This is a genomic window from Rhodanobacter sp. MP7CTX1 (genome assembly GCF_014205795.1).
Classification (GTDB): domain Bacteria; phylum Pseudomonadota; class Gammaproteobacteria; order Xanthomonadales; family Rhodanobacteraceae; genus Rhodanobacter.
In genome coordinates this window covers 123,028-148,814 of the sequence record NZ_JACHCN010000001.1, presented here as the reverse complement: position 1 = coordinate 148,814, position 25,787 = coordinate 123,028, and the positions used below count along the sequence as shown (strand labels likewise).

The following is a 25,787-nucleotide window of genomic DNA, read 5'->3' as shown; positions in this document are numbered from 1 at the left end:
CAAAAGCAAAGGGGCGCGAATGACTCCGCGCCCCTTTGGATTGTCACAACCGCGTTGACTAAGACTTACTGACCACCACCGGCAGCGCCACCCGGGGCAGCACCAGCCGGCGTCGGGCCGGTCTTGACCAAGGTCACGTCGAAGATCAGCGTGGCATTTGGCGGCATCGGCGGACGCGGCTCGGAACCGTAAGCCAGTGTCGACGGAATGAACAGCTTGTAATGGCCACCGACCTGCATCAGCTGCAGACCTTCCTTGAAGCCCGGAATCACGCCAGCGAGCGGGATCGAAGCCGGACCTGGCGGGTTGTGCTTGGCCGAAGCATCAAACACTTCACCGCTAACGAAAGAACCGGTGTAATCGATCTGCACGGTATCGTTCGGACCCGGGCGAGCGCCGGTACCCTGGCTGATCACCTGATACTGCAGGCCCGAGGCAGTCGTCTTCACGCCGGCAGCGCTCTTGTTCTTGGCCAGGAAAGCATCGCCCTCGGCCTTGTTCTTGGCGCCAACGCGGACCATCTCAGCCTGGTACTTGGTCTGGATCTGGGCCATGAACGCATCATGGACCTGCTTGGCTTCAGCGTCGGTCATGGTCGGCTTCTGGCCCGACAGCGCCGAAGTTACCGCACGGCCCACAGCTGCGGGATCCAGCTCATCGCGCATGATTGGTGGAACTTGGGAAGCGATCTCCCAGCCCACGACGTAGCTAGCCTTTGCCTTGTCGACCGTGCCCGTGCCGGCGGCGCCGGTTTTGGCAGCCTGAGCGTACACGCCCGCAGTCATGCCCAGCGCAACAGCCATGGCGGCCGCCGTCAGCGTGGGACGCAGAAAATGCTTCATTCGTAACTCCCTCGTAATTTGATATGCCGGCATTGCCAACCGGGCCCCCCCAGTGGAGGCAGGCCCCACATTGTGGGGCGCTTGTCCAGTCTTGGCAACGATGCCGTACTACGACCGTCAGTCGACATAAAGGTTCATAGAGCCTTCATCGGGCTCATCCAGGGCCATTGCCGGGTGAACCGGGCTTATCCAGCGTCTCCTTCAAGGCGGCCTGCAGGCGCGCGTGCAGCTGCACCAAACCGCGCCACAGCGCCACTGCGAAGGCCACGCCCAGCAACACCAGCGACAATGCCACCCCACGCGGCGGCAGGATCGTCGACCCGAGCACACTGACCAGCAGCGCCAGCGCCAGTAGGGTTGCCAAGGGAATGACCCGGGCAAGCACCTGCCGGATGGCCTGGGTATATGAGCCGGCAAACCGCTCACTGATGCCGATCTCGGCCAGCAGCATGCCCAGCGCCTCTGCCTTGCGGTAGATCGCGGTCAGTATTGGCAGGGACAGAAAGAGCGCACATGCCCAGATCAACGTGTGGCGCATGTCGCGCCCGATACCGAACATCGAGAACCAGTCCCAGTTGTGTGAGTTGACGTAGGCACCAATCATGAACAGCGTCACCACCAACAGCACATTGATCGCGATATGCCATAGCAGCCGCCGGAAGATCGCTGCCAGCGCGGCGTTTTCATTGACCGGCTTGAGGTTTTCGAGCCAGCCGCTGTAGCTGGTCGCGAGTAGCTGCAACGAACGCGGCGTGACGCGTCGCAGGCCATCGGCCAGTCCGTCTGCCGAGCGCGTCAGATACGGCGATGTCGCCATGCACACGACCGATACTGCCACCGCGATCGGGTAGATGAAGTTGCTGATCACGCCCAACGAAAGCCCAAGCGTGGCGATCACGAACGAGAATTCGCCGATCTGCGCCATGCCCAAACCCGAGCGCAATGCCGTGCGTGGATCGTGGCCGACGAGGAAAATACCCAGGCTGCACACCACGGTTTTGCCGACGATCACCACGGCGGCGATCAGCAGCGCCGGCAAGGCGTATTGCACCAGCAGCGCCGGATCGATCTTCAGGCCAATCGCCACGAAGAACAGCGCCGCAAACATGTCGCGCAGCGGCTCTACCAGACGCACTACGCGGCCCACGCTGCGCGATTCAGCCACCACGGCGCCTGCGAGAAATGCGCCCAGCGCCACACTGAAGCCCATCCAGACCGCGAACAGACTGGCTCCAAAACAGATCCCCAGCACGCTGACCAGCAGCGTTTCATCACGACCGAAACCGGCCACGTAGTCGACCAACCGCGGCAATAGCAGCAGACCGAGGATCATTCCCGCGACCATGAACAGCCCGAGGTGCCCGACCAGCGTGAACGCGGTTTGCGCCTGCACCGAGCCACGAATTGCCACCGCCGTCAGCAAGGTGAGCATGACGATGGTGAGCATGTCCTCGGCGACCAGCAGGCCCACCACCAACTTGGCGAATGGCTGACGCCGCTGGCCGCTCTCGGACAACGTGCGGGTGGCCACCATGGTCGAGGACAACGAGATGATCGCGCCCAGAAACAGCGCATTCATGCCCTTCCAGCCGAACAGTCCGCCGATGCCTACGCCGATCCACAGCATCAAACCGACTTCGACCACCGCGACCAGGAGCACCCCGATGCCGACTTCACGCAGTTTGTGCACGCTGAATTCCAGCCCCAGCGTGAACATCAGCAGTACCACGCCGAGATTGGAGATGTCATCGATGGCTTGCGGATCGGCCACCAGCACGCCGGGCGTATGCGGGCCAATCAACACGCCGGCCAGGATGTAACCCAGCAGCACGGGCTGACGCAGACGCTGAAACAGGATCGTGGTGGCGCCGGCCACGATCATGACGATGGCAAGGTCGCGAATGAATCCGATTTCGTGCATGCCCTTTCAGCACCTGCTCAACTCACCGGCAGCTTAAACGAACACTCCATGATCGGTTCGCTCGACTCGCTCGATCGGTGGGAGCGGTCATTCTGCGCATCACATCAATCATCGCGATGCCGAAAAAAAGCTTGACGGATATCTGACTCGGACCTATTCTTTCGGGCTTCCAGCGGCGGGGCCATAGCTCAGCTGGGAGAGCGCCTGCATGGCATGCAGGAGGTCGGCGGTTCGATCCCGCCTGGCTCCACCAACTTACATTTGTCCCCATCGTCTAGAGGCCTAGGACATCACCCTTTCACGGTGGCGACCGGGGTTCGAATCCCCGTGGGGACGCCACTTCAACCAGGCAGCGCGGTATGGCAGTCGGGTTGGATGGCTAAAGTTGGATCGCTGGAAGTGTTGCAGAGTAACCGTTGGAAAAATGCGGAGTGGTAGTTCAGTCGGTTAGAATGCTGGCCTGTCACGCCGGAGGTCGCGGGTTCGAGTCCCGTCCACTCCGCCACTAACCGAAAGCCCGCCTGGTGCGGGTTTTTTGTTGCCTGTTATTTGCTGGCAGCCTCGATCGGGCTTGCGCTGGATTCGTCGCGCTCCAGGGTGCCGATGGAATGCCCCTGCTCGCCCAGGTACTCCAGCCAGCGCGACAGAAAACCATTCATGCGCAGGCGATGCTGAAGCACCGTGTGCGCCGGCGGAAAGGGGCCCAGCACCTGCCATAGATGCCGCCCAGGGTGGCAATGCAGCGCTTCGGCCACATGCGCGTCGGTGTACATGCGCAACTGCGCCGACGGCGCCCGCTGACCGGTATGCGCGTCGACAAAATCGTAGGTGAGCTCCAGCTCCAGCGTGTACGGATGGCGCTCCTGCAGATGCAGATGCACGTTGAGGCCGTCATCCACATCCGAGACATAGCGTCCCGGCGCCAGCTGCTGCGGGCCGAACAGGCGTGCCAGCCGGTGATAGTTTTCCGCATACAGCCCCATCAGGAAACCGAAGCGGCCCGGCAACAAGGGGGATCGACTATCCAGTGTGGCAATCATCGGCAACACAAACTCCAGAACTCATTCAGAACATGGTCCGCTCGATACCGAAGCGGTCGAAAATCTTGCTGGCAATCTCCTCGATCGAGACATGCGTGGTATTCAGGCTCGGAATGCCGGCGTGGCGCATCAACTTGTCGGCCTGCTCCAACTCCCAGCGGCATTGCTGCAAGGTGGCATATTTGCTGCCGGCACGACGCTGCTCGCGAATCTGCGCCAGCCGTTGCGCTTCGATGGTTAGGCCAAACAGGCGATCGCGGTAGGGACGAAGACGCGCCGGCAGCTCAAGTTTGTCCAGATCATCATCGGTCAGCGGGTAGTTGGCGGCGCTGACCCCATAATGCAAGGCCATGTAGAGGCAGGTCGGCGTCTTGCCCGAACGCGATACGCCGACCAGGATCAGGTCGGCCTGCGCGTAATCCACATCCATGCCGTCATCGTGCGAGAGCGCGTAATTGGTCGCATTGATGCGCGCCTCGTACTTGTCGAAATCAACCATGCCATGCGAACGATTGACCGCACCGGAACGCTTGGTGCCAAGTTCATCCTCCAACGGACCGATGAACGGCGCGAACACATCCAGCATCAGCGCGCCGCTGGCAGCCACGATGTCGCACAGCGCGCGTTCGGCCATCGTATTGACCACGATCGGCCGTTCGCCGGTTTGCGCATAACGCGTCTTGATCCGCAGCGCGGCTGCTTCAGCCTTCTGCGCGTCATCGGTGAACGGCAGTCGATGCTTGTCGAACTGCACGCCCTCGAACTGCGCCAGGATGCTGTTGCCGATCGTCTCCGCGGTAATACCAGTGGAGTCGGAGATGAAGTAAACCGTTCGTTGCATACAGTGGCCTGATCGCTGGGGTGCATCTATCAAGGGCAAGCGGTTATCACCTTAACGCAAGCGCAAAACGCTGTCGCCGATTGACCGCCACCTGACTGGTATGCAGTTGGCACGACAAGACCACGCAATGGTCTTCTTGTGCTTCGCACCATCCACAGCGGACAATACCAGTCCTTTGCAGCCCGTTTCTGGTCTGACTGCCGCATCAGCCTGCACACCCCGACCCACTTCTATTAAAAGCTCTTGAGGAGACACCCCCCTTGAACGATCTGGTGCTTTGGCTCGACCAACTGCGCATGACTGACCTGGGTAAGGTCGGCGGCAAGAACGCCTCGCTAGGCGAGATGATCGGCAACCTCGCCAAGCTCGGTGTTTCCGTGCCGGGCGGCTTTGCCACCACCGCCGATGCGTTCCAGCAGTATTTGGAAAAGAGCGGCCTGGCCAAACGCATTCAGGATCGCCTGGCCTCGCTCGACGTCGATGATGTCGACACGCTGGTCGTGGCAGGCAAGGAAATCCGCGGCTGGATTGTCGACACTGCCCTGCCCGCCGAACTCGAGCAGGCGATCCGCGACGCCTACATCAAGCTGTGCAAAGACGCCGGTGCCGAGAATATCGCGGTCGCCGTACGCTCCTCCGCTACCGCCGAGGATCTGCCGGACGCCTCGTTTGCCGGCCAGCAGGAAACCTTCCTCAACGTGGTCGGCATCGACGACGTGCTGCACAAGGTGAAGGAGGTCTTCGCCTCGCTGTACAACGACCGCGCCATCGCCTACCGCGTGCACCAGGGCTTCAAGCACGAGGACGTATTCCTGTCTGCCGGCGTGCAGCTGATGGTGCGCTCGGATGTGGGCGCATCCGGCGTGCTGTTCACGCTGGACACCGAATCGGGCTTCCGCGATGTCGTCTTCGTCACCGGCTCGTACGGTCTCGGCGAAATGGTCGTGCAGGGCGCGGTCAATCCGGACGAGTTCTATGTGTTCAAGCCGACCCTGAACGCCGGCAAGCCTGCCGTGCTGCGCCGCAATCTAGGCGCCAAGCAGTTGCGCATGGTGTATTCCAGCGCACCCGGCGAGCGCGTGCGCACCGAGGACACCCCGGCCGAAATGCGCAAGCGTTTCTGCATCAACGATGCCGATGTGCAGGAGCTCGCACGCCAGTCGCTGATCATCGAAAAGCACTACGGTCGTCCGATGGACATCGAGTGGGCGAAGGACGGCAACACCGGCAAGCTCTATATCGTGCAGGCTCGCCCGGAGACGGTGAAGTCGCGCGCGCATGCCACCCAGCTCGAGCGCTTCAGTCTCAACGAGAAGAGCAAGGTGCTCGCCGAAGGTCGCTCGATCGGCCAGAAGATCGGCGCCGGCAAGGCCCGCGTGATCCGCTCGCTGGCCGACATGAGCAAGGTGCAGGCCGGCGACGTGCTGATCGCCGACATGACCGACCCCGACTGGGAGCCGGTGATGAAGCGTGCCTCGGCGATCGTCACCAATCGCGGCGGCCGCACCTGCCACGCGGCGATCATCGCCCGCGAACTCGGCGTGCCCGCCGTGGTCGGTACCGGCAACGGGCTGGACAAGATTCCTGACGGCGCCGAGGTCACCGTCTCCTGTGCCGAGGGTGACACCGGCACGATCTATGAGGGCATCCTGAAGTTCGAGCGGATCACCGCCGACCTCGGCGACATGCCCGAAGCGCCGCTGAAAATCATGATGAACGTGGCGAACCCGGAACGCGCGTTCGACTTCGGCATGCTGCCGAACGCCGGTATCGGCCTGGCCCGCCTGGAAATGATCATCGCCAGCCACATCGGTGTGCATCCGAAGGCGCTGCTGGAGTATGCAAAGCAGGACGCCGAGACCAAGGCGAAGATCGACGAGCGCATCGCCGGCTATGCCGATCCGGTGAGCTTCTATGTCGATCGCCTCGCCGAAGGCATCGCCACGATTGCCGCATCGGTGTATCCGAAGCCGGTGATCGTGCGCCTGTCGGATTTCAAGTCCAACGAATACGCCGGCCTGCTCGGCGGCTCGCGCTACGAACCGCACGAAGAAAACCCGATGATCGGCTTCCGCGGCGCCAGCCGTTACGTCGATCCGAGTTTCTCCGAAGCGTTTGGGCTGGAATGCAAAGCCGTCAAGCACGTGCGCGAGGTCATGGGCCTGGATAACGTATGGGTGATGATCCCGTTCGTGCGCACCTTGGGCGAAGGCCGCAAGGTCATCGAAGTGCTGGCGAAGAATGGCCTCAAGCAGGGCGAGCACGACCTCAAGGTCATCATGATGTGCGAAGTGCCCTCCAACGCCCTGCTCGCTGACGAATTCCTCGACATCTTCGACGGCTTCTCGATCGGCTCCAACGACCTGACCCAGCTCACCCTCGGCCTGGACCGCGATTCCAGCATCGTCGCCAGCCTGTTCGACGAACGCGACCCGGCCGTGAAGAAGCTGCTCTCGATGGCAATCAAGAGCGCTCGTGCCAAGGGCAAATACATCGGCATTTGCGGCCAGGGTCCCAGTGACCATCCGGATCTGGCCGAATGGCTGATGGAACAGGGGATCGAATCGCTGTCGCTGAACCCGGACACCGTGGTCGATACCTGGCTGCGGCTGGCGAAGAAAAAAGCCGGCTGATCCTATCGCCCAGGAGACAAGCCCACCGCTCGGTATGCTTGTCTCCATTGCGCCTACCGCGTAAACTTGCCGGCTCGCGCGGACCACGCGCACCCCTCTGGAGAGGTGGCAGAGTGGTCGAATGTACCTGACTCGAAATCAGGCGTAGTGGTAACACTACCGAGGGTTCGAATCCCTCCCTCTCCGCCAGTAAAACAAAACGCCCCTCGCGGGGCGTTTTGTTTTACTGGCGGAGAGGGAGGGACGAGGGCCCTCGGGGGTTCGACGAATTCGTCTGGAACGAATTCGGACAGCCGCAGGCTGGCCCCGAAGCGCGCAGCGCGTAGGGGTGAACCCCATGGATGGGGTGAACAATCCCCCGTGCAGCGGACGTCGCCTCAACGCATAAAAAACGCGCTCTGCTTTCCTGATGATGACCGTCACGAAGAACCCTCAAGCTGCACAGCCGTGCCCCCCCGCTCGCAGAGGAGGGTTGGGGTGGGGTCGCTCTTCGCTCCCGAAGATCAAAAGCTCACCCCCTCCCAACCTCCCCCTGCAAGCAGGGGGAGGAGCAAAGAAGCCGACGCGCTAACAGACGTGCCTCATGAGTTACACCTCTACCCCATCCATCCGCAGATTCTTTTGCGCCCATCACATCACATGGGGCATGCTGCACACCTCGGCCTCACCAGACAGCTCATGATCGAATTCGGACACGGAACGCACGTCGGCCTGCGCCGCACGCGCAATGAAGATACCTATTACGCCGACGCCTCACTTGGGTTGTTTCTAGTGGCGGACGGCATGGGTGGTCATCAGCATGGCGAAGTGGCCTCGGCCCTGGTGCGTGACGCGATGGTCGACCTGGTCACGCGCGGACACAGTTTGATCGATGCCGTGCATGGCGCCGGCGAGCGACTGCTTGCGCATACCCGCGGCAGCCTGGATGTACTACCGATGGGCACCACGATTGCCGCGCTGAGGCTGACCACCGACAGCTACGAAGTGGCATGGGTGGGCGACAGCCGGATCTACATGTGGAAGCGCGAGCTGCGACAGATCAGCCACGACCATTCGCTGGTGCAGGCACTCGTCGAAGCGGGCCAACTTGATCCGGCGAAGGCATCACATCACCCACAGCGCAACGTGCTGACGCAGGCGCTCGGTGTGACGGCAACCGAACAGTTGCACATCGGCATGGCACGCGGACAGTTGGAGCCGAGTATGGGCTTTCTGCTGTGCAGCGACGGCCTGACCGAAGGCGTCGACGATGCATCGATCGCGCGCACCGTTGCACGCACGGATCTGGCAGCGCAAGAGTGCGTCGATCAGCTGCTGCTCAGCGCACTCGACAGTGGTGGCGATGACAATGTCACGGTGATCATCGTACGTTGTAGCTGAGTAAGCCCTCTGAGTTTCGCCAGCCGCTACGACTCGATCAGCTGACGCCACACGCTTTTGCCACCAGTGCTTTTGTCCAGCGCATCGAGACGCTGTTCGTGCCGCACCCGTTCGTCATCGCTGGCACGCAAAACACGCGGGCGCGCAAGCAAGACTACCGGCACCGACAACACGTTGTCGTGTTGCTCGGTCGCGCCTTCAAAACTCAGTTCGAATCCCACTTGTCCCGAGGTCATCGCAAGATAGACATCGGTCAGCAGCTGGGCATCGATCAGGCCGCCGTGCAGATCGCGGCGTGAGTTGTCTACCCCCAGTCTTTTGCACAAGGCATCGAGGCTGTTGCGCTGGCCGGGATAACGTTCACGGGCCATCACCAACGTGTCGAGCACGCTGCAGCGATCAGCGATGCGACCAGCCCCGGTGTTCAGACGCGATAGTTCGGCATCGAGGAATCCGACGTCGAAACTGGCGTTGTGGATGATCAGTTCGGCGCCATCGATGAAGGCCAGGAACTCGTCCACTACTTCGCCAAAGCGCGGCTTGTCGAGCAGAAACTCGTCCTCGATGCCGGTGACCTGGCGTGCGCCTTCGTCGATCGCCCGATCAGGATTGAGATAGGTCTGGTAGTGCCGGCCAGTCAGTCTGCGTTCGACCATTTCGACGCAGGCAATTTCAATCAGTCGATGACCCTGGCGAACTTCAAGACCGGTGGTTTCCGTGTCGAGGACAATCTGCCTCATGCGCTGGCCTTCATCAGCCCAAGCTTCATGAGTTCTGCCTGTTCGCGTGCGGCCTGATCGACCCTTTCATTTTCCGCATGCCCGTTATGGCCACGCACCCACTGCCAACGCACCTGATGGGTGCTGACTGCATCGGACAATCGCTGCCACAGGTCCTGATTTTTCACCGGCTTCTTGTCAGCCGTGCGCCAGCCATTCGCGCGCCACTTCGGCACCCACTCCTCGATGCCCTGCATCACGTAGCGCGAGTCGGTGGTGAGCAGCACCCGACACGGCCGCTTCAGCGCCTCAAGTGCGCCGATGGCCGCCATCAATTCCATGCGGTTATTGGTCGTAGCCGGGTCGCCGCCAGCGACCATGCGCTCGCTGCCGCTGGCACGCAACAACGCAGCCCAACCGCCCGGACCCGGATTGCCCAGACAGGCACCGTCGGTAAACGCTTCCACTTCGCTCATCGTTACTCACATTAGGATCGTAAAATCAAAGTACCGAACTACGCCTGGTACCGGGCGAAAGCTGGCTATTCGCCGGCACCCGCAGCGGCACCGGTTTGATCCGCAGCGGCGTCGCCGCGCGGTGTCGCTTGCGCGCAATCAGCACATAGCCACCGCCCCATGCGCTGATACCTTCAGGGCCAGCCGCTGTCGTGCGAGGAAAGATACGGCCGACGCGTCGCACACGCTCAATGTCCAAACCTGCCCCCTGCATGACCTGCATGAGCCGCAGCGGGAGCTGCAAAACAGGACGTGTGCCACGCGCGCGCCAGTAGAACCACGGTGCCCAACCACTGAGCGGGTGCACACCTGTCAATACCAGCACACCGCCGGGAGCCAGTACGCGGATGGCGTCGGCAAGCACGGCGGATGGTTCCGCCACCACCTCGAGCGCATGTCGCAGCATGACCAGTTCGAACGCATCATCGAGGAACGGCAGCGGCTCGTCCGTTGCGGCCTGCAGATCCCCCCGGTACCTGCCCTCATCCACCCGCAGACGGGTCCAGCAGCTGAACATCAAGCGTGCCGGTGGGGCGTCGTTGGCTGAGGCACCGACGAGCAGTGCGTGCGCGCCAAAACAGCGCTGCAAGTCAGGTGCCATCGCGCGCATCTGATCATCCAGCAGTCGGCGCAAGGGCGCACTGGCATAGATGTCTTGATCGCGTTGAAGCATGCATTCGGTCCAGTCTGAATCTATTGCAAGAGTGTAACGGCTGACGACAGGCAGCAGATCACAGGTCGAACGGAACCACCGCACGCAGCTGAACAACCACCCGATTTGTTAACATTTAGCTAACGAGTCGACAGCCCAGGCTCTTTATAGTCGGTCGCTCAATGCGTGCCCGGATGGTTGCCCGGTCGTCAATCCAACGCAACGGAGCTCATATTGCATCTCGTACCGTTACCGGCACTTGCTGACAACTACATCTGGCTGCTGCACGATGATGACGGAAACGCCATCGTCGTCGATCCGGGCGATGCGGCTGTCGTCGAGCACGCGCTTGCCGAGCGGCGACTGCAACTGCGCGCGATTCTGCTGACCCATCATCATCACGATCACATCGGCGGTGTGGCCGGGCTGCGCGCTCACCACGACGTGCCGGTGTACGCGCCCGTCGATGAACGCATCATGGAAGCGACACAACGCGTACGGGACGGCGACTGGGTAGAACTTGTGGCGCCGCGCCTGCGCTTCGAGGTGATCGAGATTCCCGGACATACCCTCAGCCATATCGCTTACGTCGGGAATGGCGTTCTGTTGTGCGGCGACACCTTGTTCAGTCTCGGCTGTGGCAGGCTGTTCGAGGGCACGCCGGCACAGATGCTCGCCTCGCTGGACCGTCTGTCGATCTTGCCGGGAGATACCCAAGTCTGCGGCGGCCACGAATACACCGCGGCCAACGGACGTTTTGCGATCACCATCGATGCGGACAATCCCGACTTGCACGCGCGTCTGCGGGAGGTCGGTGCGTTGCGCGACAGCAACCGCCCTACTCTGCCGGTCTCGCTGGCCAGCGAGCTGGCCACCAATCCGTTTCTGCGCGTCGATAGCGACCCGGTCGCCGACTGGTGTCGGCGTCAGCACGGCGTCGACAACGATCGGGTCGCGCGTTTTGCCGCCGTTCGCGGAGCCAAGGATGTGTTCCGCCAATGATGAAACGACTTCAATTCGTGCCGCTGGCACTGTCGATCCTGCTGGCCGCGTGCGCCACCGCACCCTCGCAGAGGCCGCACAAACCCGTGGCCATCGCGGCACCGCCAGTGACCGTTGAAAACGGTATCGCGCCTCATGCAGAACTCGTTGTGGCGGCGCCGCAAACCACCGATTTGTGGGATCAATTGCGCGGCAGCTTTGGCATGACCGATTGTGATGCCGACCCTGCGGTGCTGGCCTGGGCCAAGCGTTATACGCACAACCCGGAGCAGTTCGAGAGTCAACTGCGTGAGGCGTTGCCGCGACTGACCTACGTGCAGGAAGTAGCTGCCCACTATGACGTCGCTGGCGAATTTGTCCTGCTGCCCTGGATCGAGAGCTACTTTCAACCGGTGGCGGGCCGCAAAAACAGGCCCGCAGGCATATGGCAGATCATGCCGGCCACGGCCGGCTCCATCGGACTGCGCGTGGACGGTCACTACGATGGCCGGCTTGATGTGGATGCCTCCGCCAACGCCGTGATGAAACTGCTCAAGCAATACCATGACGAGTTTCATGACTGGCGCGTGGTCGACTACGCGTACAACGCCGGTGAATTCAACATCAGCAAACTCGTGAAGGCACGCGGTATGCCACCGGACGAGCCAGTGATTCCAAAATGGCCTGTGCGCAGTGTGACCCGCGAGCACCTGACCAAGTTGCTGGCGATGGCCTGCGTGGTCCGCGAACCTGCCCGCTTCGGCGTCAGCCTGCCCACGCTGCCGAACGAGCAACATCTGGTGCAGGTGAAGATTTCGCACTCGATGCCGATCACGCAGGCTGCCGATCATGCCGGCATCTCGGTGGATTCAATGAAGAGCCTCAACTCGGCATTCCGTAGCGACATGGTTGATACGGATGCCGCCTCGTACCTGCTGCTGCCGGCCAACCATGTCCAGCAATTTCGCGACGCCCTGCTTGATCAATCATCTCTCGTCACGGCGGATAGTCGCCTCACCACCTCGGTGGGCAGCAGCGCCGCCTTGTCGGTTCCAGCGACCCGCTCACCGACAGCGACAGCGCCGGCAAAGACCCATACCGTCAAATCGGGCGAAAGTCTGTGGCAGATCGCCCACTTGTACTCCGTCAACATCGCACAGCTGCAACGCTGGAATCATCTGCATGGGCAAACAGTGAAGCCCGGTCAGGTGCTCATGGTGAGCGAGGCCAACTGAAGGGCAGGCAGGCAGGCAAGCCATGCCGCGTCGCTTGGATACAGCCCGCGCGGGTCGCCCTGCTAGACTCCGCTGGCTACATCTCTGAGGCGCGCTATCAACCTTTGGAGGACGCATGGGATTCCTGCATGGCAAGCGTGTCCTGGTCGTCGGCATCGCCAGCCAACGCTCGATCGCCTGGGGCATTGCGAACGCGATGCACCGCGAGGGCGCGCAACTTGCCTTCACGTATCAGAACGATCGCCTGAAAGATCGCGTCGAGGAAGCGGCCAACACGTTCGGCTCCAACATCGTGCTGCCCTGCGACGTTGCCGAAGACGCACAGATTGATAGCCTGTTCGCCGAACTCGGCAAGCACTGGACGGACGGGTTCGACGTACTCGTGCACTCGGTGGGTTTCGCCCCGCGCGAGGCCCTCCAGGGAGGGTATCTGGACCATCTGACGCGCGAGAACTTCAGCATCGCGCACGACATCTCCAGCTACAGTCTGGCGGCACTGGCCAAGGCGGCACGAACGATGATGGCCGGCCGAAATGGCTCCATTCTCACCTTGACCTACCTGGGTGCCGAACGCGCATTGTCCAACTACAACGTGATGGGGCTGGCCAAGGCCAGTCTCGAGGCGAATGTGCGCTATCTGGCATTCAACCTCGGCCCGGAGGGCACACGTGTCAATGCGATCTCGGCCGGCCCGATCAAGACACTGGCTGCCGCCGGCATCGCGAACTTCCGCAAGATGCTCGATCACGTCGATGAGAATGCACCACTGCGCCGCAGTGTCACCATCGACGAAGTTGGCAATGTCGGCGCTTTCCTGTGTTCGGATCTCGCTTCGGGAATCACCGGTGAAGTCACCCACGTCGACGCTGGCTACAACATTATCGGCATGACCGGTATTTGAAGCTGCCGTTCTGTTGACGCGTACGGCGATAAAAAAGGGGCGGCCATTAGCCGCCCCTTTTTTATTTGCAGCGGCCCCGCAAGGCCACTGCTCATGATTATTGCAACGAACCCATTACAGTTGGGTCTTGTTGATCTTGATCGTGGTTTTTTCCCGCAACACGTTGATCAGTTCGCGGACAGCTTCGGATCCATAAGCCTGGGTCATCTGCTGGCGCAGCGCGTCGCGTTCTCCCGGTGCGACCTTGGACAAATCGCCATCCTGCACCTTGTCCAGCGCCAGCAGAGCGTAGCTGCCGTCCTGCATGTCCACCGCGGCGAACTGCGACTTGCCCGCTGCCGGGTGCGGCAACAGGAACGCCTGCTTCAGCAAGGGCGCCGGCACGGCGGGCTGCTGGTCGTCCCGACGAACCGCTTCATTTGCGGTCTTGATGCTGGCCCCGACGGACGCCGCGACGGCGGCCATCGCGTCACCCTTGTTCAGGCGCGCGAGCAGGTCATCGGCCTGCTTCTTTTCGGCCGCCATGGCGCGTTCGTCAAGGATCCGCTTCTGCACATCAGCGCGAACTTCGGCCAGCGGACGGACGGCAGCCGACACGTGCTTGTCGACGTGGATTACCACCGAGTGATCAGTACCGAGCTCGATCAGCCCGGAATTATTGCCCTGGACCAACACGTCGTCGCCAAATGCCGCAGCGACCAGCTTCGGGTTCGCGGCCAGGCCGTCGCCACCCTTGCGCGAAAACATCCCCGTGCTCTTGATCGGCAGATTCATGGCGGTTGCCGCCGGTTCGAGCGACGACGGGTTCTGATAGGTGTTGTCGGACAGCTTGCCGGCAACGTCGTTGTATTTGCGGTCCTGCTCGCCAACCGATGCCTCCTTGACCAGTTGAGCGCGCACTTCTTCAAACGGCTTGGATGCACCACTGCGAACATCACGCAGAAAGATGATGTGATAGCCATCGGGTGACAGTACGGGCTTGGATATCTGACCCTTCTGCAGCGTGAACATGGCCGCATCGAACGCCGGGTTGGTCACGCCTTTTTCCAGCCAGCCCAGGTCGCCGCCCTGGCGCTTGGAGCCCAAATCCTCGGAGTCCTGTTCGGCCAGCCTTGCAAAATCGCCGGGGTTTGCTTCGGCCGCGATTTTCTCGGCCTTGGCCAGCGCGGCCTTCTGCTGGTCCGGGGTGGCATTGGTCGGCACGTTGATCAGGATGTGCGAGACCAGCCGTTGCTCGGGCTGCACGAAGCGCTGTTTTTCTTTTTCGTAGCGCTTCTTCAACTCATCGTCGCTCGGCGCGGCATCCGGTTTGAGATCGGCACCATTGACTTCAATGTATTTCACCGAGACCTGCTCGGGATTCATGTAGTCGGCCTGATGAGCCTTGTAGAAAGTTTCAATCTCCGGATCGCTGACCGTGCTATCGGCCAGGGCCGGTCGTGGCAGCACGAAATAACGCAGGTCGCGACGCTGGCTGACCAGACTGAGGAAGCGGTCGAGCGTGGCATCGCCGACGATGGTGCTGTCGGTGACGGCATCCGGCAGCAGCTGGGTTGCCAGCGATGCGCGAATTTCGTTCTCGAAGGTCTGCGGCGACTTGCGTTGGCTTTCCAGCCATGTCTGGTACGTGGTCGGGTCAAACTGATTGTTCAACTGAAACGCGGGGATCGCCGCGATGTAGTCGCGCACGGCCTGATCTGACACCCGCATACCCCAGTCATCATTGGCCTTGAGCAGCAGCTGCTGGTCGACCAGGCCGTCAAGCACTTGCTGTTTCACCTCAGGCTTTTCAAAAATGCTCGGATCGAAATGATCTCCCTGATCGGCGCTTGCCTGCTGCCGCAACTGGTTCATCCGATCCTGGTAATCCTGCGGGGTGATCTCATGCTTGCCGACCTTCGCCACGAAGGAGTCTTCATGCGATGTGAAGTAGCTCTCCATGCCAAAGAGCGACATCGCCAAAACGCAAACGCCCAGAAGGATGACCGACGGCCACCCATGCATTTTGTTACGTATTGCCTGCAGCATCGAAATCTTCCCGCGACGTGATTGATGGCGCATGTACAGCGCGTGGCAGTGATGGCCCGGACACCACAGGCGCCGATGCCCGATCGAAAAAGCGCGAAATAATTGCGCCCTTGCCTAAAAAAACAAGAACCCCACCGAGGCGCATCTTGCCTAAAAACAAGGGCGCCACACGGGCGCCCTTGCGAACTGTGGCGGAGCGGACGGGACTCGAACCCGCGACCTCCGGCGTGACAGGCCAGCATTCTAACCGACTGAACTACCGCTCCGCATTTTTCTGGTGGGTGCTGTAGGGATCGAACCTACGACCACCGCCTTGTAAGGGCGACGCTCTACCGCTGAGCTAAGCACCCGAAACCAAGCGAGTAGCCGCTTAGTTTAGGGCATCCTTGAGGGTCTTGCCAGCCTTGAAAGCCGGGACTTTCGAGGCCTTGATCTTGATCGCTTCGTTGGTACGCGGATTACGACCCGTACGCGCCGCGCGCTTGCGCACGGTGAACGTGCCAAAGCCAACAACCGATACATCCTCACCTTTCTTCAACGACTTCTGCACGGTCGCGAAAAAAGCCTCGAGAGCACGGCCTGCATCAGCCTTGGTGAGCTCGGCTGCTTCGGCGATGGCATTGATCAGATCAGTTTTATTCATTGAAAAGCTCCCTTGATTCGGTTTTCGGTCGGCATAGTCTGTCTGGGACGAGACAACACCGGCATGGATGGTTGGCTTTTGCTAGGCGCCGTTACGCAACCCCGCATCACTGCGCCGACGTAGCGCCGGGATTGCGGTATCGCCTTTATACCAGTGCGTTGCTGAACTCCGCAACACAAGCTACAGCAACGTTTCCGGCACGCATGCGACTGACGAAACCGCTTGCAAAACGAACGGCAGGCGACTACGTCGATACTTCATCGACTGGGCGCGAAGAATTCAAACAAAAGCACCCCGCCCAAGCAGGGTGCTTTTGATGGGGCGTGCCGCTGGAATCAGTGCGTGCGCGAGTGCAGTTCCGAGGGTTCACCCACCGGCGTCGCAGGAGCTTCTTCCTTGACCGGATTCGGCTGCAGCGGCCGCTCCAGTGCGATGTCCAGCACCTCGTCGATCCAGCGTACCGGGTGAATCTCCAAGGAAGAGGTGATGTTGGCCGGCATGTCGGCCAGATCCTTCTTGTTGTCCTCGGGAATGATCACAGTAGTGATGCCGCCGCGATGAGCCGCCAGCAATTTCTCCTTGAGTCCGCCAATCGGCAACACGCGGCCACGCAAGGTGATTTCGCCGGTCATCGCCACCTCGGAACGAACCGGCACCTTGGTCAGCACGGACACCAGGGCGGTGCACATGGCGATGCCGGCGCTGGGGCCATCTTTCGGCGTGGCGCCTTCCGGCACATGGATATGCACGTCGAGCTTCTGGTGGAACTCCGGATCGATGCCCATCTGATCGGCGCGTGCACGCACGACCGAAAGCGCGGCCTGGATCGACTCTTTCATGACGTCGCCAAGCTGTCCGGTGTGCACCAACCTGCCCTTGCCCGGCACGACGGAGCATTCGATGCTGAGCAGCTCGCCGCCGACCTGCGTCCAGGCAAGCCCGGTCACCAGGCCGACTTCGTTCTGCAATTCCTTGCGACCGAAATCGAAACGGCGAACGCCCAGATAGTGTTCAAGATTGGACGAATCCACCTTGATGCTCCCCGGCGACTTCTTCGCCTTGGCGCTCTTGGCGGTTTCCGCTGCCTTTTTGACCTGACCCTGGGCCAGCAACGCTTTCGCCGCCTTCCTGGCCTGACCCTGCTTCACCTCGCCCAGCGTCAGCTCTTTCACCACCTTGCGGCAGATCTTGGATATCTCGCGCTCCAGGTTGCGCACGCCCGATTCGCGCGTGTAGTAGCGCACGATGTCGCGCAAGGCCTCCACTTCCACACGGAGCTCTTCGGGCTTCAGCCCATTCGCCTTGAGCTGCTTGGACAGCAGGTATTTCTCCGCGATGCCCAGCTTTTCATCTTCCGTATAACCCGGAATGCGGATGACTTCCATGCGGTCGAGCAGCGGCCCGGGGATGTTCAAAGAATTGGCCGTGGCAATCCACATCACCTCGGACAGGTCCAGATCGACCTCCAGGTAATGATCGTTGAAGGCGTGGTTCTGTTCCGGATCGAGCACCTCGAGCAAGGCCGAGGACGGATCGCCACGGAAGTCCATCGACATCTTGTCGATCTCGTCCAGCACGAACAGCGGATTCTTGGCGCCCGCCTTGTTGATGTTCTGCACGATACGGCCAGGCATCGAGCCGATGTAGGTGCGTCGATGGCCGCGAATCTCGGCCTCGTCGCGCACGCCGCCCAGGCTCATGCGCACGAATTTCCGGTTGGTCGCCTTCGCAATCGATTGCCCGAGCGAGGTCTTGCCGACGCCAGGCGGGCCAACCAGGCACAGGATCGGGCCCTTCATTACGGACACACGCTGCTGCACGGCAAGGTATTCAAGGATGCGATCCTTGACCTTCTCCAGTCCGAAGTGATCGGCGTCGAGCACTTCCTGCGCCATCTTCAAGTCTTTGCGCACTTTGCTGCGCTTTTTCCACGGCACGCCAACCAGCCAGTCGAGGTAGTTGCGTACCACGGTTGCTTCGGCCGACATCGGTGACATCTGCTTGAGCTTGCCAAATTCCTGCCTGGCCTTGGCCAGCACGGCCTTGGGCATGCCGGAAGCCTCGATCTTCTTCTGTAGCTCCTCGACCTCGTTGGGGCCCTCTTCGTTGTCGCCGAGCTCCTTCTGGATCGCCTTCATCTGCTCGTTGAGGTAATACTCGCGCTGGCTTTTCTCCATCTGCGATTTCACGCGGCCGCGAATGCGCTTCTCGACCTGCTGAAGATCCATCTCGCCATCCACCAGCCCGATCAGCAATTCAAGTCGCTGGCCGACATCGGTCGTTTCCAGCACTTTCTGCTTGTCCGCCATGCGCACGGAAAGGTGCGCGGCGATGGAATCGGCGACGCGCGACGGATCATCGATGCCCGCCAGGCTGGCCAGCACTTCGGGCGGCAACTTGCGACTTTGCTTGACCAGTTGCTCGAACAGCGAAATCAACGTGCGTGACACCACGTCTAACTCGCGCTCCTTCGTGTTGTAGACCGGTTCGATCACGCGCGAACGCGCCGTGAGCATGCCGCCCTCTTCCTTGAAATCCTCGACCGCAACGCGTGACTGACCTTCGACCAGCACCTTGACGGTGCCGTCGGGCAATTTCAGCAATTGCAGCACGCCGGCCAGGGTACCGATCTGATGCAGGTCGGCAATCTCCGGATCGTCGATATCGGGGCTTTTCTGCGCGACCAGCAGGATCTGCCGCTCACCCTCCATCGCGCGCTCCAGCGCACGCATGGATTTGTCGCGACCAACGAACAATGGAATGACCATGTGCGGATAAACCACGACGTCGCGCAGTGGCAATACCGGCAAGGCATCCAGTGCAGCAGGAAGTTGGGCGTTCTTGGCCATTGAAGAGGGGTCCCTCGGGTTCGGATCAAGGTTCGTCCCGACACTGCGCCGGGTACATCACTACGTCAAGTGGAGGCAACCTCGCACTCACTCAAGGTGTGACAGAGGCTGAAAACAGAACGGCCCCGGTTACTCACCGGGGCCGTCTTCATGGTTGCCCTGCGCGCCCTCAGGCAACGTCGCTGCCGGTCGCCCCCAGGGGCTCAGGCAATCCGCCACCCCAACCGAAGGGGTCAGGCTGCGCCGCCGCCTTCGCCAGCGATGCGCTGCTGCAGGTTGCCGCGGTAGATCAGGTAGGGTTCGGCCTGCCCATCGATCACGGCATCGTCGACTACCACCTTGCTCACGTGCTCCAGCGAAGGCAGCTCGTACATGGTGTCCAGCAATACCTGTTCGAGAATGGTTCGCAGTCCGCGAGCGCCGGTCTTGCGCTTGAGCGCCTTCTTGGCAATCGCCTGCAGAGCCTCCGGGCGGAACTCCAGCTCCACCTCTTCCATCTCGAACAGCTTCTTGAACTGCTTGGTGACGGCGTTCTTCGGCTCGGTGAGAATCTTCACCAGCGATGCTTCATCCAGCTCATCGAGCGTTGCCACGACTGGCAGGCGCCCCACGAATTCCGGAATCAGGCCGAAACGCACCAGATCGGCAGGTTCCACGTCGGCCAGCACTTTGCCCAGATTCTCGGTGCGCTCCTTGCTGCGAACCTCGGCCGAGAAGCCGATGCTCGTGTTCTCGGAACGCTGCTGGATCACTTTCTCCAGGCCCGCGAACGCACCACCGCAGATGAAGAGGATGTTCTTGGTGTCGACCTGCAGGAACTCCTGCTGCGGGTGCTTGCGCCCGCCCTGCGGCGGCACCGAGGCGAGCGTACCTTCGATCAGCTTCAGCAACGCCTGCTGCACGCCTTCGCCGGACACGTCGCGAGTGATCGACGGGTTCTCGCTCTTGCGCGAAATCTTGTCGATCTCGTCGATATAGACGATGCCCGACTGCGCCTTCTCGACGTCGTAGTCGCACTTCTGCAACAGCTTCTGGATGATGTTTTCCACGTCTTCGCCGACATAACCCGCTTCGGTCAGCGTGGTGGCATCGGCGATGGTGAACGGCACATTGAGCAGGCGCGCCAGCGTTTCGGCCAGCAGCGTCTTGCCCGAACCGGTCGGACCAATCAGCAGGATGTTGGACTTGCCCAGCTCGATGTCATCGCTCTTCTGGCGCGACTCGATCCGCTTGTAGTGGTTGTACACCGCCACTGCCAATGCCTTCTTCGCGCGCGTCTGGCCCACGACGTATTGATCCAGCGACTCCCGGATTTCACGTGGCTTGGGCAGCTGGGTGCGCCCGGAGGCGGCCTTCTCTTCCAGCTCCTCGCGGATGATGTCGTTGCACAACTCCACGCACTCGTCGCAGATGAACACGGAGGGACCCGCGATCAGTTTGCGTACTTCATGCTGGCTCTTGCCACAGAAGGAGCAATAGAGAATCTTGCCACTGTCGCTGGAACGCCCCTGCCGGTCGTCACTCATTTTTCGATCCCGCTGGTAAATCTGAATGCGCCGCGAGAATAGCACAGGGCTCCGCGTTTGCCTGCAAACGCGGAGCCCATCTCGTGACTACGAGGTGTAGTGCTGAAATCAGGCCGATTTCACCGTTTCGCCAGCCCGTTTGTCGAGTACTTCGTCAATCAGGCCGTAAGTCTTTGCATCCACCGCGTTCATGAAGCGATCGCGCTCCATGTCCAGCTCGATCTTCTCGATCGGCTGCCCGGTATGTTCCACGTAGATCTGGTTCAGGCGCTGGCGCATGTACAGGATCTCACGCGCCTGGATTTCGATGTCGGTCGCCTGCCCCTGCGTGCCGCCGGAGGGCTGGTGGATCATGACGCGGGAATTGGGCAGAGAGAAACGCTTGCCCTTGGCTCCCGCCGTCAACAACAGCGAACCCATGCTGCAGGCCTGGCCGATGCACATGGTGCTGACGTCCGGCTTGATGAACTGCATGGTGTCGTAGATCGCCAGACCGGCGGTCACCGCCCCACCGGGGCTGTTGATGTAGAAATGGATGTCCTTGTCCGGATTCTCCGACTCCAGGAACAGCATCTGCGCGACCAGCAGGTTGGCGACCTGGTCATTGACCTCGCCAACCAGGAAGATCACGCGTTCCTTCAGGAGGCGCGAGTAAATGTCATAGGAGCGCTCGCCGCGAGCAGTCTGCTCGACGACCATCGGCACCAAATTGAGGTTCTGGATCTGATCCATGGCCATGCTTGCAGCTCTCCGGTTGGTGGGCCTGAGGAGTAACTCAGGCGTTGGCTGGGCGCATGACGTCATCAAAGCTCAGGTCCTGCTGGGTCGTTTTAGCATGTTCTGCCACCCATTCGGCTACCTGATCTTCCATCACGCGATTTTGCAGCCCAGACATCAACTGGGGGTCGCCGTTGTAGAGTTCAATGACCTTTTCCGGCTCCTCGTAGGTCGAAGCGATCGCGGCGAGCTGCTCGGCAACCCGCGCGCGGTCGATCTTGAGCTCCTGCTTGCGGGCGATTTCGCCCATCAACAGGCCTGCAATGACCCGCTTGCGCGCCATCGGCGTTGCCGCCTCGATCAGCTGCGGCGGCGCCTGCTGACCGCGCGGAACGTTGCCGGAAGCCATGTTCTGGGCCTCGGACTGCACCATCAGACGGGGCACATCCAACTCGGGATGCGCATTGGCCAGCTTTTCCGCCACTTCGGACTTCAAACGCGCCATCAGCGCAGCCTTCAGTTCACGCTCGAGATTGGCGCGTACTTCCTTGCGGAAAGTCTCCAGATTACCGTCGTCGATACCGAACAGCTTGACGAACTCACCGTCGATCTCCGGCAGCTTCGGCTCCTGCACCTTGATGATCTTGAAGCTGACCTTGGCGGTCTTGCCGGCCAACTGCTCGTTGCGGAAATCTTCCGGGAAAGCGATTTCGGTGTCGAAGCTGTCGCCGGCCTTGCGACCAGCAAGCGCCTCGTCCAGTGCCTTGAACAGGGTACCCGAGCCAAGCACGCTACCGGCGCGTTCCAGACCCTCAACCGGGAACCGGTAATCACCGGCTTCGGCAGAGTATTCAAACATCACAAAATCGCCCTCGACCGAGGCGCGCTCGACTTCGTCGAAGCTGCGGCGCTGCTGACGCAGGGTTTCCAGCATCTTGTCGATATCGGCATCGGTCACCACCGCCGTCTGACGGTTGATCTCGAGCGCGGCCACATCGACAGCGGGAAACTCCGGCATCACCTCGAAGGTGGCGGTATAGGCGATTTCGCCATTTTCCGGCTGACCGGTGGTGTCGATGGCCGGGTTCGCGATCGGCTGCAGCTTCTCCTGCTCCACCGCTTCACGCAGCGTGCTGCCGATCAGGTCGGACAACACCTCACCACGCACCTGCGCGCCGAAGCGCTGCTTGATCACCGTGGTGGGCACCTTGCCGGGGCGAAAGCCCTTCAGGCGAACCGTGCGGCCCATCTCCGCAATGCGCGCACTCACCTGCGTCTCGAACCGCTCCGCGGGAAACTTCACCGTGAGCTTGCGCTCGAGCGAGCCGATGTTCTCAACCGAAACCTGCATGACGTCTCCTGGTACTACCTATGTTGTGGGCCCGGCACAGGCGCCATGGCGACAACTGTCGCCTGCAAAAAACAAACAAATCACGGGAATGGTGCGAGAGGCGGGACTCGAACCCGCACGGGGATTAGCCGTCAGAACCTAAAGCCGATGCACCAGTACCCCAATCAGCCACTTAGCTTATCAGCTACCGTTTTCGCTGCCAATTAGCTGCCTTTCGCTCCTTTTTCCGGGTGCCACTGCGGTGCCACAGGGATAAAACACGCAGCCTAGGGGAGACGATCCAAGAGAGAGAACCTAAAGACTCTTAAAGAGCACTTTAGGTCTCTCCTGTACCAGCGTCTCAATCCTACTCCTCCCCCAATCCAGCTCACCACCAAGGCCCCCTCACCGGGGCCTTTTTCGTTTCTAGGAGACCCGCATGGATACCGTGCAGCACACCCCGTCCCTCCGCGACAGACAGCTCGCCCTCGAAGAAGAATCCCTGACCCTGGGCATCGACCGCTACCAAAAGGAACGCGGACGCCAGGACGAGGCTGACTCTGGCCCCGGCCGTCGCCTCATTAATGAAAGCATCACTCCCCTGTCGGACGCCATCGACGCCTTTGTGGCCGATGCGCGCAACGGAAAGCCCGGTAAGAAGCACACCGCCGTCCGCTGGGTCGAGAAGTTCCCATCGACTGAGATTGCCTACATCACTGTGCGCCACTGCATGAACGCTATCTCAAGCAGAGATACCCGCGTGCAGCGCGTCGCCGAGGCCATCGCCACCTCAATGGAGGACTCGATCAACTACTCGCGATTCCGCGAGGTCTCCCCCGGTCTCTACAAGCACATCCAGGGCGTCCTGAAGAAGTCCACGTCCCAGCGTCACTCCCGCAACGTCATGGAGGCGGCCACCCGCCGCGTCGAGCTGGATCAGTTCGCGTTCCCCGCCAACGACGGGGTTCACTTCGGCATGAAGATGGTCGAGCTGTTCATCGAATCCACGGGCTTTGCCGTCCTGTTCAATGACTCCTCGCATGGCAAGGATCGTGAACGCATTCTCCTGCGTGGCACCCAGCAGGTTCTCGAATGGCTCGACAAGGCCCACGATGCAGCCGCGCACTTCAGCCCGATCCGCATGCCCATGCTGGTTCCCCCGGTCGATTGGGTGTCCTCCAAGGGTGGCGGCTACCTGACGGACGCTGGCGGTCTCGTGCCCCTGGTGCGTACCCGCAACAAGTCCTACCTGCGCGAGCTGGGCAACGTGGACATGCCGGCTGTGTACCAGTCGATCAACGCGATCCAGGCGACCCCCTGGAAGGTGAACACCTCCGTTCTCCAGGTCATGCAAGAAGCCTGGGAGGCTGGCGGTGGCATCGCCGGCCTACCCTCCCGCGACCTGATCGAGCTGCCGGGACTGCCGTCGCTGGACATGGACACATATAAGGTAGAGCAGCCCGAGGCATTCAAAGCCTGGAAGCGCAAGCGCGCTGACATATATGAGGAGAACGCCCGTTCCACCTCCCAGCGTGTCTCGGCAGCGCAGAAGATCGCCCTGGCGGCCCGCTTCGCACCCGAGGAGGCCATCTACTTCCCGCACTCGCTGGACTTCAGAGGCCGTGTCTATCCCATACCGGGCACGCTGAACCCCCAGGCGGACGACCAGGGCAAGGCGCTTCTGACGTTCTCCAAGGGGAAACCCCTCGGCGCGTCCGGTGCCCGCTGGCTCGCCATCCACGTCGCCAACCTGTTCGGCGTGGACAAGGTTCCGTTCGCCGAGCGCATCCAGTGGGTGAAGGATCACGAGGAGCAGATTCTCGATTCCGCCATCGACCCGCTGGACGGTCAACGCTTCTGGACGGAAGCCGATTCGCCGTGGTCGGCCCTGGCCGCCTGCTTCGAGTGGGCCGGCTACAAGATGATGGGCACCGAGTACGTGTCGCATCTCCCCATCGCCCTCGACGGCTCATGCAATGGCCTGCAGAACTTCAGCGCCATGCTGCGTGATCCCATCGGTGGCAAGGCAACCAACCTGATCCCCCAGGAGAAACCCGCCGACATCTATACACAGGTGATGAAGGTCGCCGCCGAGCGAGTCAGACGAGAAGCCGAAGGTGGTGATCCGATGGCCGCCCGCTGGGACGGCCAGCTCACCCGCGACATCGTGAAGCGTCCCGTGATGACCCTTCCTTATGGTGTGACCAAGGCCGGCATGCGCGGACAGCTCATGGAGAAGATGGGTAATGCCCGCGACAAGGATGCCCACGAGGAAGCCTCGTATCTGGCTGGTGTCCTTTGGGATGCCATCGGTCAGGTGGTGATCGCCGCGCGTGTGGCGATGGATTGGCTGAAGGTGTCGGCGAAGGTCGCAGCGAAGGGCGACATGCCCGTGAACTGGACTACGCCGGCTGGCTTCCCTGTTCTGCAGGAGTACCGCGAGACACTCGGACAGGTCATTCAGACCCACGTCGGTGGTCGAAGGGTGGGTATAACACGCAGCGTAGAAGGAACAAAACTTGATTCACGCAGACAGGCCCTCGGCATCTCGCCGAACTTCATCCACTCCTGCGATGCGGCCCACCTGATGCTCACTGTCTGCACTGCCCTTGAGAACGGCATTACGGACTTCGCGATGATCCACGACTCATACGCCGCACACGCGGCTGACACCGATGTACTGGCGGCCTCGCTGAGAGCTGCCTTCCGTGAGCAGTATTCCCGCGAAGTCCTTACCGACTTCCGCAACGAATTGGCCGATCAGCTTCCCGCTGAAGTGGCCGTCGAACTTCCCGAACTTCCCCCGTGTGGCGACCTCGACCTCTCTTTGGTGGAGCAGTCCCTCTATTTCTTTGCCTGAACACTTGACACAAATCAACCCTTGAGGAAACGCATGAGCATTCAATTCAACAGCGCACTCAACACCCACACCGCCACCGACAGATACGGCGTTGTGCTCGCGATCTACGACCCCGCCGTCCACTGCACGCTGGCTGACTTCCGAGTCGCCGCGCGCTCCCTGCTGGGGGGCTGA

The 25,787-nt window shown here is 61.2% G+C and carries 20 protein-coding genes and 6 tRNA genes; 11 read left to right on the top strand and 15 right to left on the bottom strand.

The window, feature by feature from the left end; genetic code table 11:
* Positions 1-65: 65 nt before the first annotated feature.
* Together HDE77_RS00785 and HDE77_RS00780 are read right to left on the bottom strand one after the other, a co-directional pair.
* A complete protein-coding gene (locus tag HDE77_RS00785) occupies positions 66-842 on the bottom strand; it encodes an FKBP-type peptidyl-prolyl cis-trans isomerase (RefSeq protein ID WP_184415185.1) in 777 nt (258 codons plus the stop codon).
* A gap of 154 nt (positions 843-996) precedes the next feature.
* A complete protein-coding gene (locus HDE77_RS00780; protein WP_184415183.1) occupies positions 997-2,763 on the bottom strand; it encodes a cation:proton antiporter in 1,767 nt (588 codons plus the stop codon).
* 177 nt (positions 2,764-2,940) lie between these two features.
* Between HDE77_RS00780 and HDE77_RS00775 the strand changes: the two genes are divergently transcribed.
* The 3 genes from HDE77_RS00775 to HDE77_RS00765 all read left to right on the top strand — a co-directional run bounded on the left by HDE77_RS00775 (position 2,941) and on the right by HDE77_RS00765 (position 3,268).
* A tRNA-Ala gene (locus HDE77_RS00775) sits at positions 2,941-3,016 on the top strand.
* Between the two features lie 10 nt (positions 3,017-3,026).
* Positions 3,027-3,102: transfer RNA gene (locus HDE77_RS00770), tRNA-Glu, on the top strand.
* An 89-nt stretch (positions 3,103-3,191) separates the two neighbouring features.
* Positions 3,192-3,268, top strand: a tRNA-Asp gene (locus tag HDE77_RS00765).
* Positions 3,269-3,308: 40 nt separating this feature from the next.
* Here the strand turns inward: HDE77_RS00765 and HDE77_RS00760 are convergent.
* Complete coding sequence (locus tag HDE77_RS00760; RefSeq protein WP_184415181.1) at positions 3,309-3,803, bottom strand: DUF1249 domain-containing protein; 495 nt, start codon at positions 3,801-3,803, stop codon at positions 3,309-3,311.
* 25 nt (positions 3,804-3,828) lie between these two features.
* Positions 3,829-4,644, bottom strand: coding sequence for a pyruvate, water dikinase regulatory protein (locus HDE77_RS00755; protein ID WP_184415179.1), 816 nt, complete (start codon positions 4,642-4,644; stop codon positions 3,829-3,831).
* Positions 4,645-4,904: 260 nt separating this feature from the next.
* On the opposite strand from HDE77_RS00755, the gene ppsA reads away from it, so the two are divergent.
* The 3 genes from ppsA (at position 4,905) to HDE77_RS00740 (ending at position 8,657) form a co-directional block, all read left to right on the top strand.
* Positions 4,905-7,277, top strand: a complete 2,373-nt coding sequence (gene ppsA, locus HDE77_RS00750; protein ID WP_184415177.1) for a phosphoenolpyruvate synthase — start codon at positions 4,905-4,907, stop codon at positions 7,275-7,277.
* 99 nt (positions 7,278-7,376) lie between these two features.
* Positions 7,377-7,466 (top strand) — tRNA-Ser (locus tag HDE77_RS00745).
* Positions 7,467-7,955: 489 nt separating this feature from the next.
* Positions 7,956-8,657, top strand: coding sequence for a protein phosphatase 2C domain-containing protein (locus HDE77_RS00740; protein WP_184415175.1), 702 nt, complete (start codon positions 7,956-7,958; stop codon positions 8,655-8,657).
* Positions 8,658-8,683: 26 nt separating this feature from the next.
* Here HDE77_RS00740 and dnaQ read toward each other — a convergent pair whose 3' ends face one another.
* From dnaQ to HDE77_RS00725, 3 genes are read right to left on the bottom strand one after another with little or no spacing between them, the layout of a single operon-like run.
* The gene (gene dnaQ, locus HDE77_RS00735) at positions 8,684-9,397 is read right to left on the bottom strand and encodes a DNA polymerase III subunit epsilon (protein WP_184415173.1); all 714 of its coding nucleotides are present in this window, start codon (positions 9,395-9,397) and stop codon (positions 8,684-8,686) included.
* A complete protein-coding gene (rnhA, locus tag HDE77_RS00730; protein WP_184415171.1) occupies positions 9,394-9,852 on the bottom strand; it encodes a ribonuclease HI in 459 nt (152 codons plus the stop codon). Before rnhA ends, dnaQ begins: the two co-directional genes overlap by 4 nt.
* A gap of 25 nt (positions 9,853-9,877) precedes the next feature.
* Positions 9,878-10,564 carry a methyltransferase domain-containing protein gene (locus HDE77_RS00725; RefSeq protein ID WP_184415169.1) on the bottom strand — a complete coding sequence of 229 codons (687 nt, stop codon included), beginning with the start codon at positions 10,562-10,564 and terminating at the stop codon, positions 9,878-9,880.
* A gap of 213 nt (positions 10,565-10,777) precedes the next feature.
* On the opposite strand from HDE77_RS00725, the gene gloB reads away from it, so the two are divergent.
* The 3 genes from gloB to HDE77_RS00710 all read left to right on the top strand — a co-directional run bounded on the left by gloB (position 10,778) and on the right by HDE77_RS00710 (position 13,660).
* A complete protein-coding gene (gene gloB / locus HDE77_RS00720) occupies positions 10,778-11,545 on the top strand; it encodes a hydroxyacylglutathione hydrolase (RefSeq protein ID WP_184415167.1) in 768 nt (255 codons plus the stop codon).
* Positions 11,545-12,759: a transglycosylase SLT domain-containing protein gene (locus HDE77_RS00715; RefSeq protein WP_343206031.1), complete on the top strand. Its 1,215-nt coding sequence runs from the start codon at positions 11,545-11,547 to the stop codon at positions 12,757-12,759. The genes gloB and HDE77_RS00715 overlap by 1 nt, the downstream gene beginning before the upstream one ends.
* Positions 12,760-12,874: 115 nt before the next feature.
* Positions 12,875-13,660, top strand: coding sequence for an enoyl-ACP reductase (locus HDE77_RS00710; protein ID WP_184415165.1), 786 nt, complete (start codon positions 12,875-12,877; stop codon positions 13,658-13,660).
* A gap of 114 nt (positions 13,661-13,774) precedes the next feature.
* On the opposite strand, the gene HDE77_RS00705 is transcribed toward HDE77_RS00710, so the two are convergent.
* The 8 genes from HDE77_RS00705 to tig all read right to left on the bottom strand — a co-directional run bounded on the left by HDE77_RS00705 (position 13,775) and on the right by tig (position 22,774).
* Positions 13,775-15,688, bottom strand: a complete 1,914-nt coding sequence (locus HDE77_RS00705; RefSeq protein ID WP_184415163.1) for a SurA N-terminal domain-containing protein — start codon at positions 15,686-15,688, stop codon at positions 13,775-13,777.
* 189 nt (positions 15,689-15,877) lie between these two features.
* A tRNA-Asp gene (locus HDE77_RS00700) sits at positions 15,878-15,954 on the bottom strand.
* A 9-nt stretch (positions 15,955-15,963) separates the two neighbouring features.
* Positions 15,964-16,038: transfer RNA gene (locus tag HDE77_RS00695), tRNA-Val, on the bottom strand.
* A 20-nt stretch (positions 16,039-16,058) separates the two neighbouring features.
* Positions 16,059-16,331, bottom strand: coding sequence for an HU family DNA-binding protein (locus tag HDE77_RS00690; RefSeq protein WP_184415161.1), 273 nt, complete (start codon positions 16,329-16,331; stop codon positions 16,059-16,061).
* Positions 16,332-16,666: 335 nt separating this feature from the next.
* The gene (lon, locus tag HDE77_RS00685; protein WP_184415160.1) at positions 16,667-19,180 is read right to left on the bottom strand and encodes an endopeptidase La; all 2,514 of its coding nucleotides are present in this window, start codon (positions 19,178-19,180) and stop codon (positions 16,667-16,669) included.
* Positions 19,181-19,413: 233 nt separating this feature from the next.
* Positions 19,414-20,706, bottom strand: a complete 1,293-nt coding sequence (clpX, locus tag HDE77_RS00680; protein ID WP_184415157.1) for an ATP-dependent Clp protease ATP-binding subunit ClpX — start codon at positions 20,704-20,706, stop codon at positions 19,414-19,416.
* A gap of 108 nt (positions 20,707-20,814) precedes the next feature.
* A complete protein-coding gene (clpP, locus tag HDE77_RS00675; RefSeq protein ID WP_304625130.1) occupies positions 20,815-21,438 on the bottom strand; it encodes an ATP-dependent Clp endopeptidase proteolytic subunit ClpP in 624 nt (207 codons plus the stop codon).
* Between the two features lie 43 nt (positions 21,439-21,481).
* Positions 21,482-22,774, bottom strand: coding sequence for a trigger factor (gene tig / locus HDE77_RS00670; RefSeq protein ID WP_184415153.1), 1,293 nt, complete (start codon positions 22,772-22,774; stop codon positions 21,482-21,484).
* A 418-nt stretch (positions 22,775-23,192) separates the two neighbouring features.
* On the opposite strand from tig, the gene HDE77_RS00665 reads away from it, so the two are divergent.
* Together HDE77_RS00665 and HDE77_RS00660 are read left to right on the top strand one after the other, a co-directional pair.
* Positions 23,193-25,613 carry a DNA-directed RNA polymerase gene (locus tag HDE77_RS00665; RefSeq protein WP_184415152.1) on the top strand — a complete coding sequence of 807 codons (2,421 nt, stop codon included), beginning with the start codon at positions 23,193-23,195 and terminating at the stop codon, positions 25,611-25,613.
* Between the two features lie 33 nt (positions 25,614-25,646).
* Positions 25,647-25,787: a hypothetical protein gene (locus tag HDE77_RS00660; protein ID WP_184415150.1), complete on the top strand. Its 141-nt coding sequence runs from the start codon at positions 25,647-25,649 to the stop codon at positions 25,785-25,787.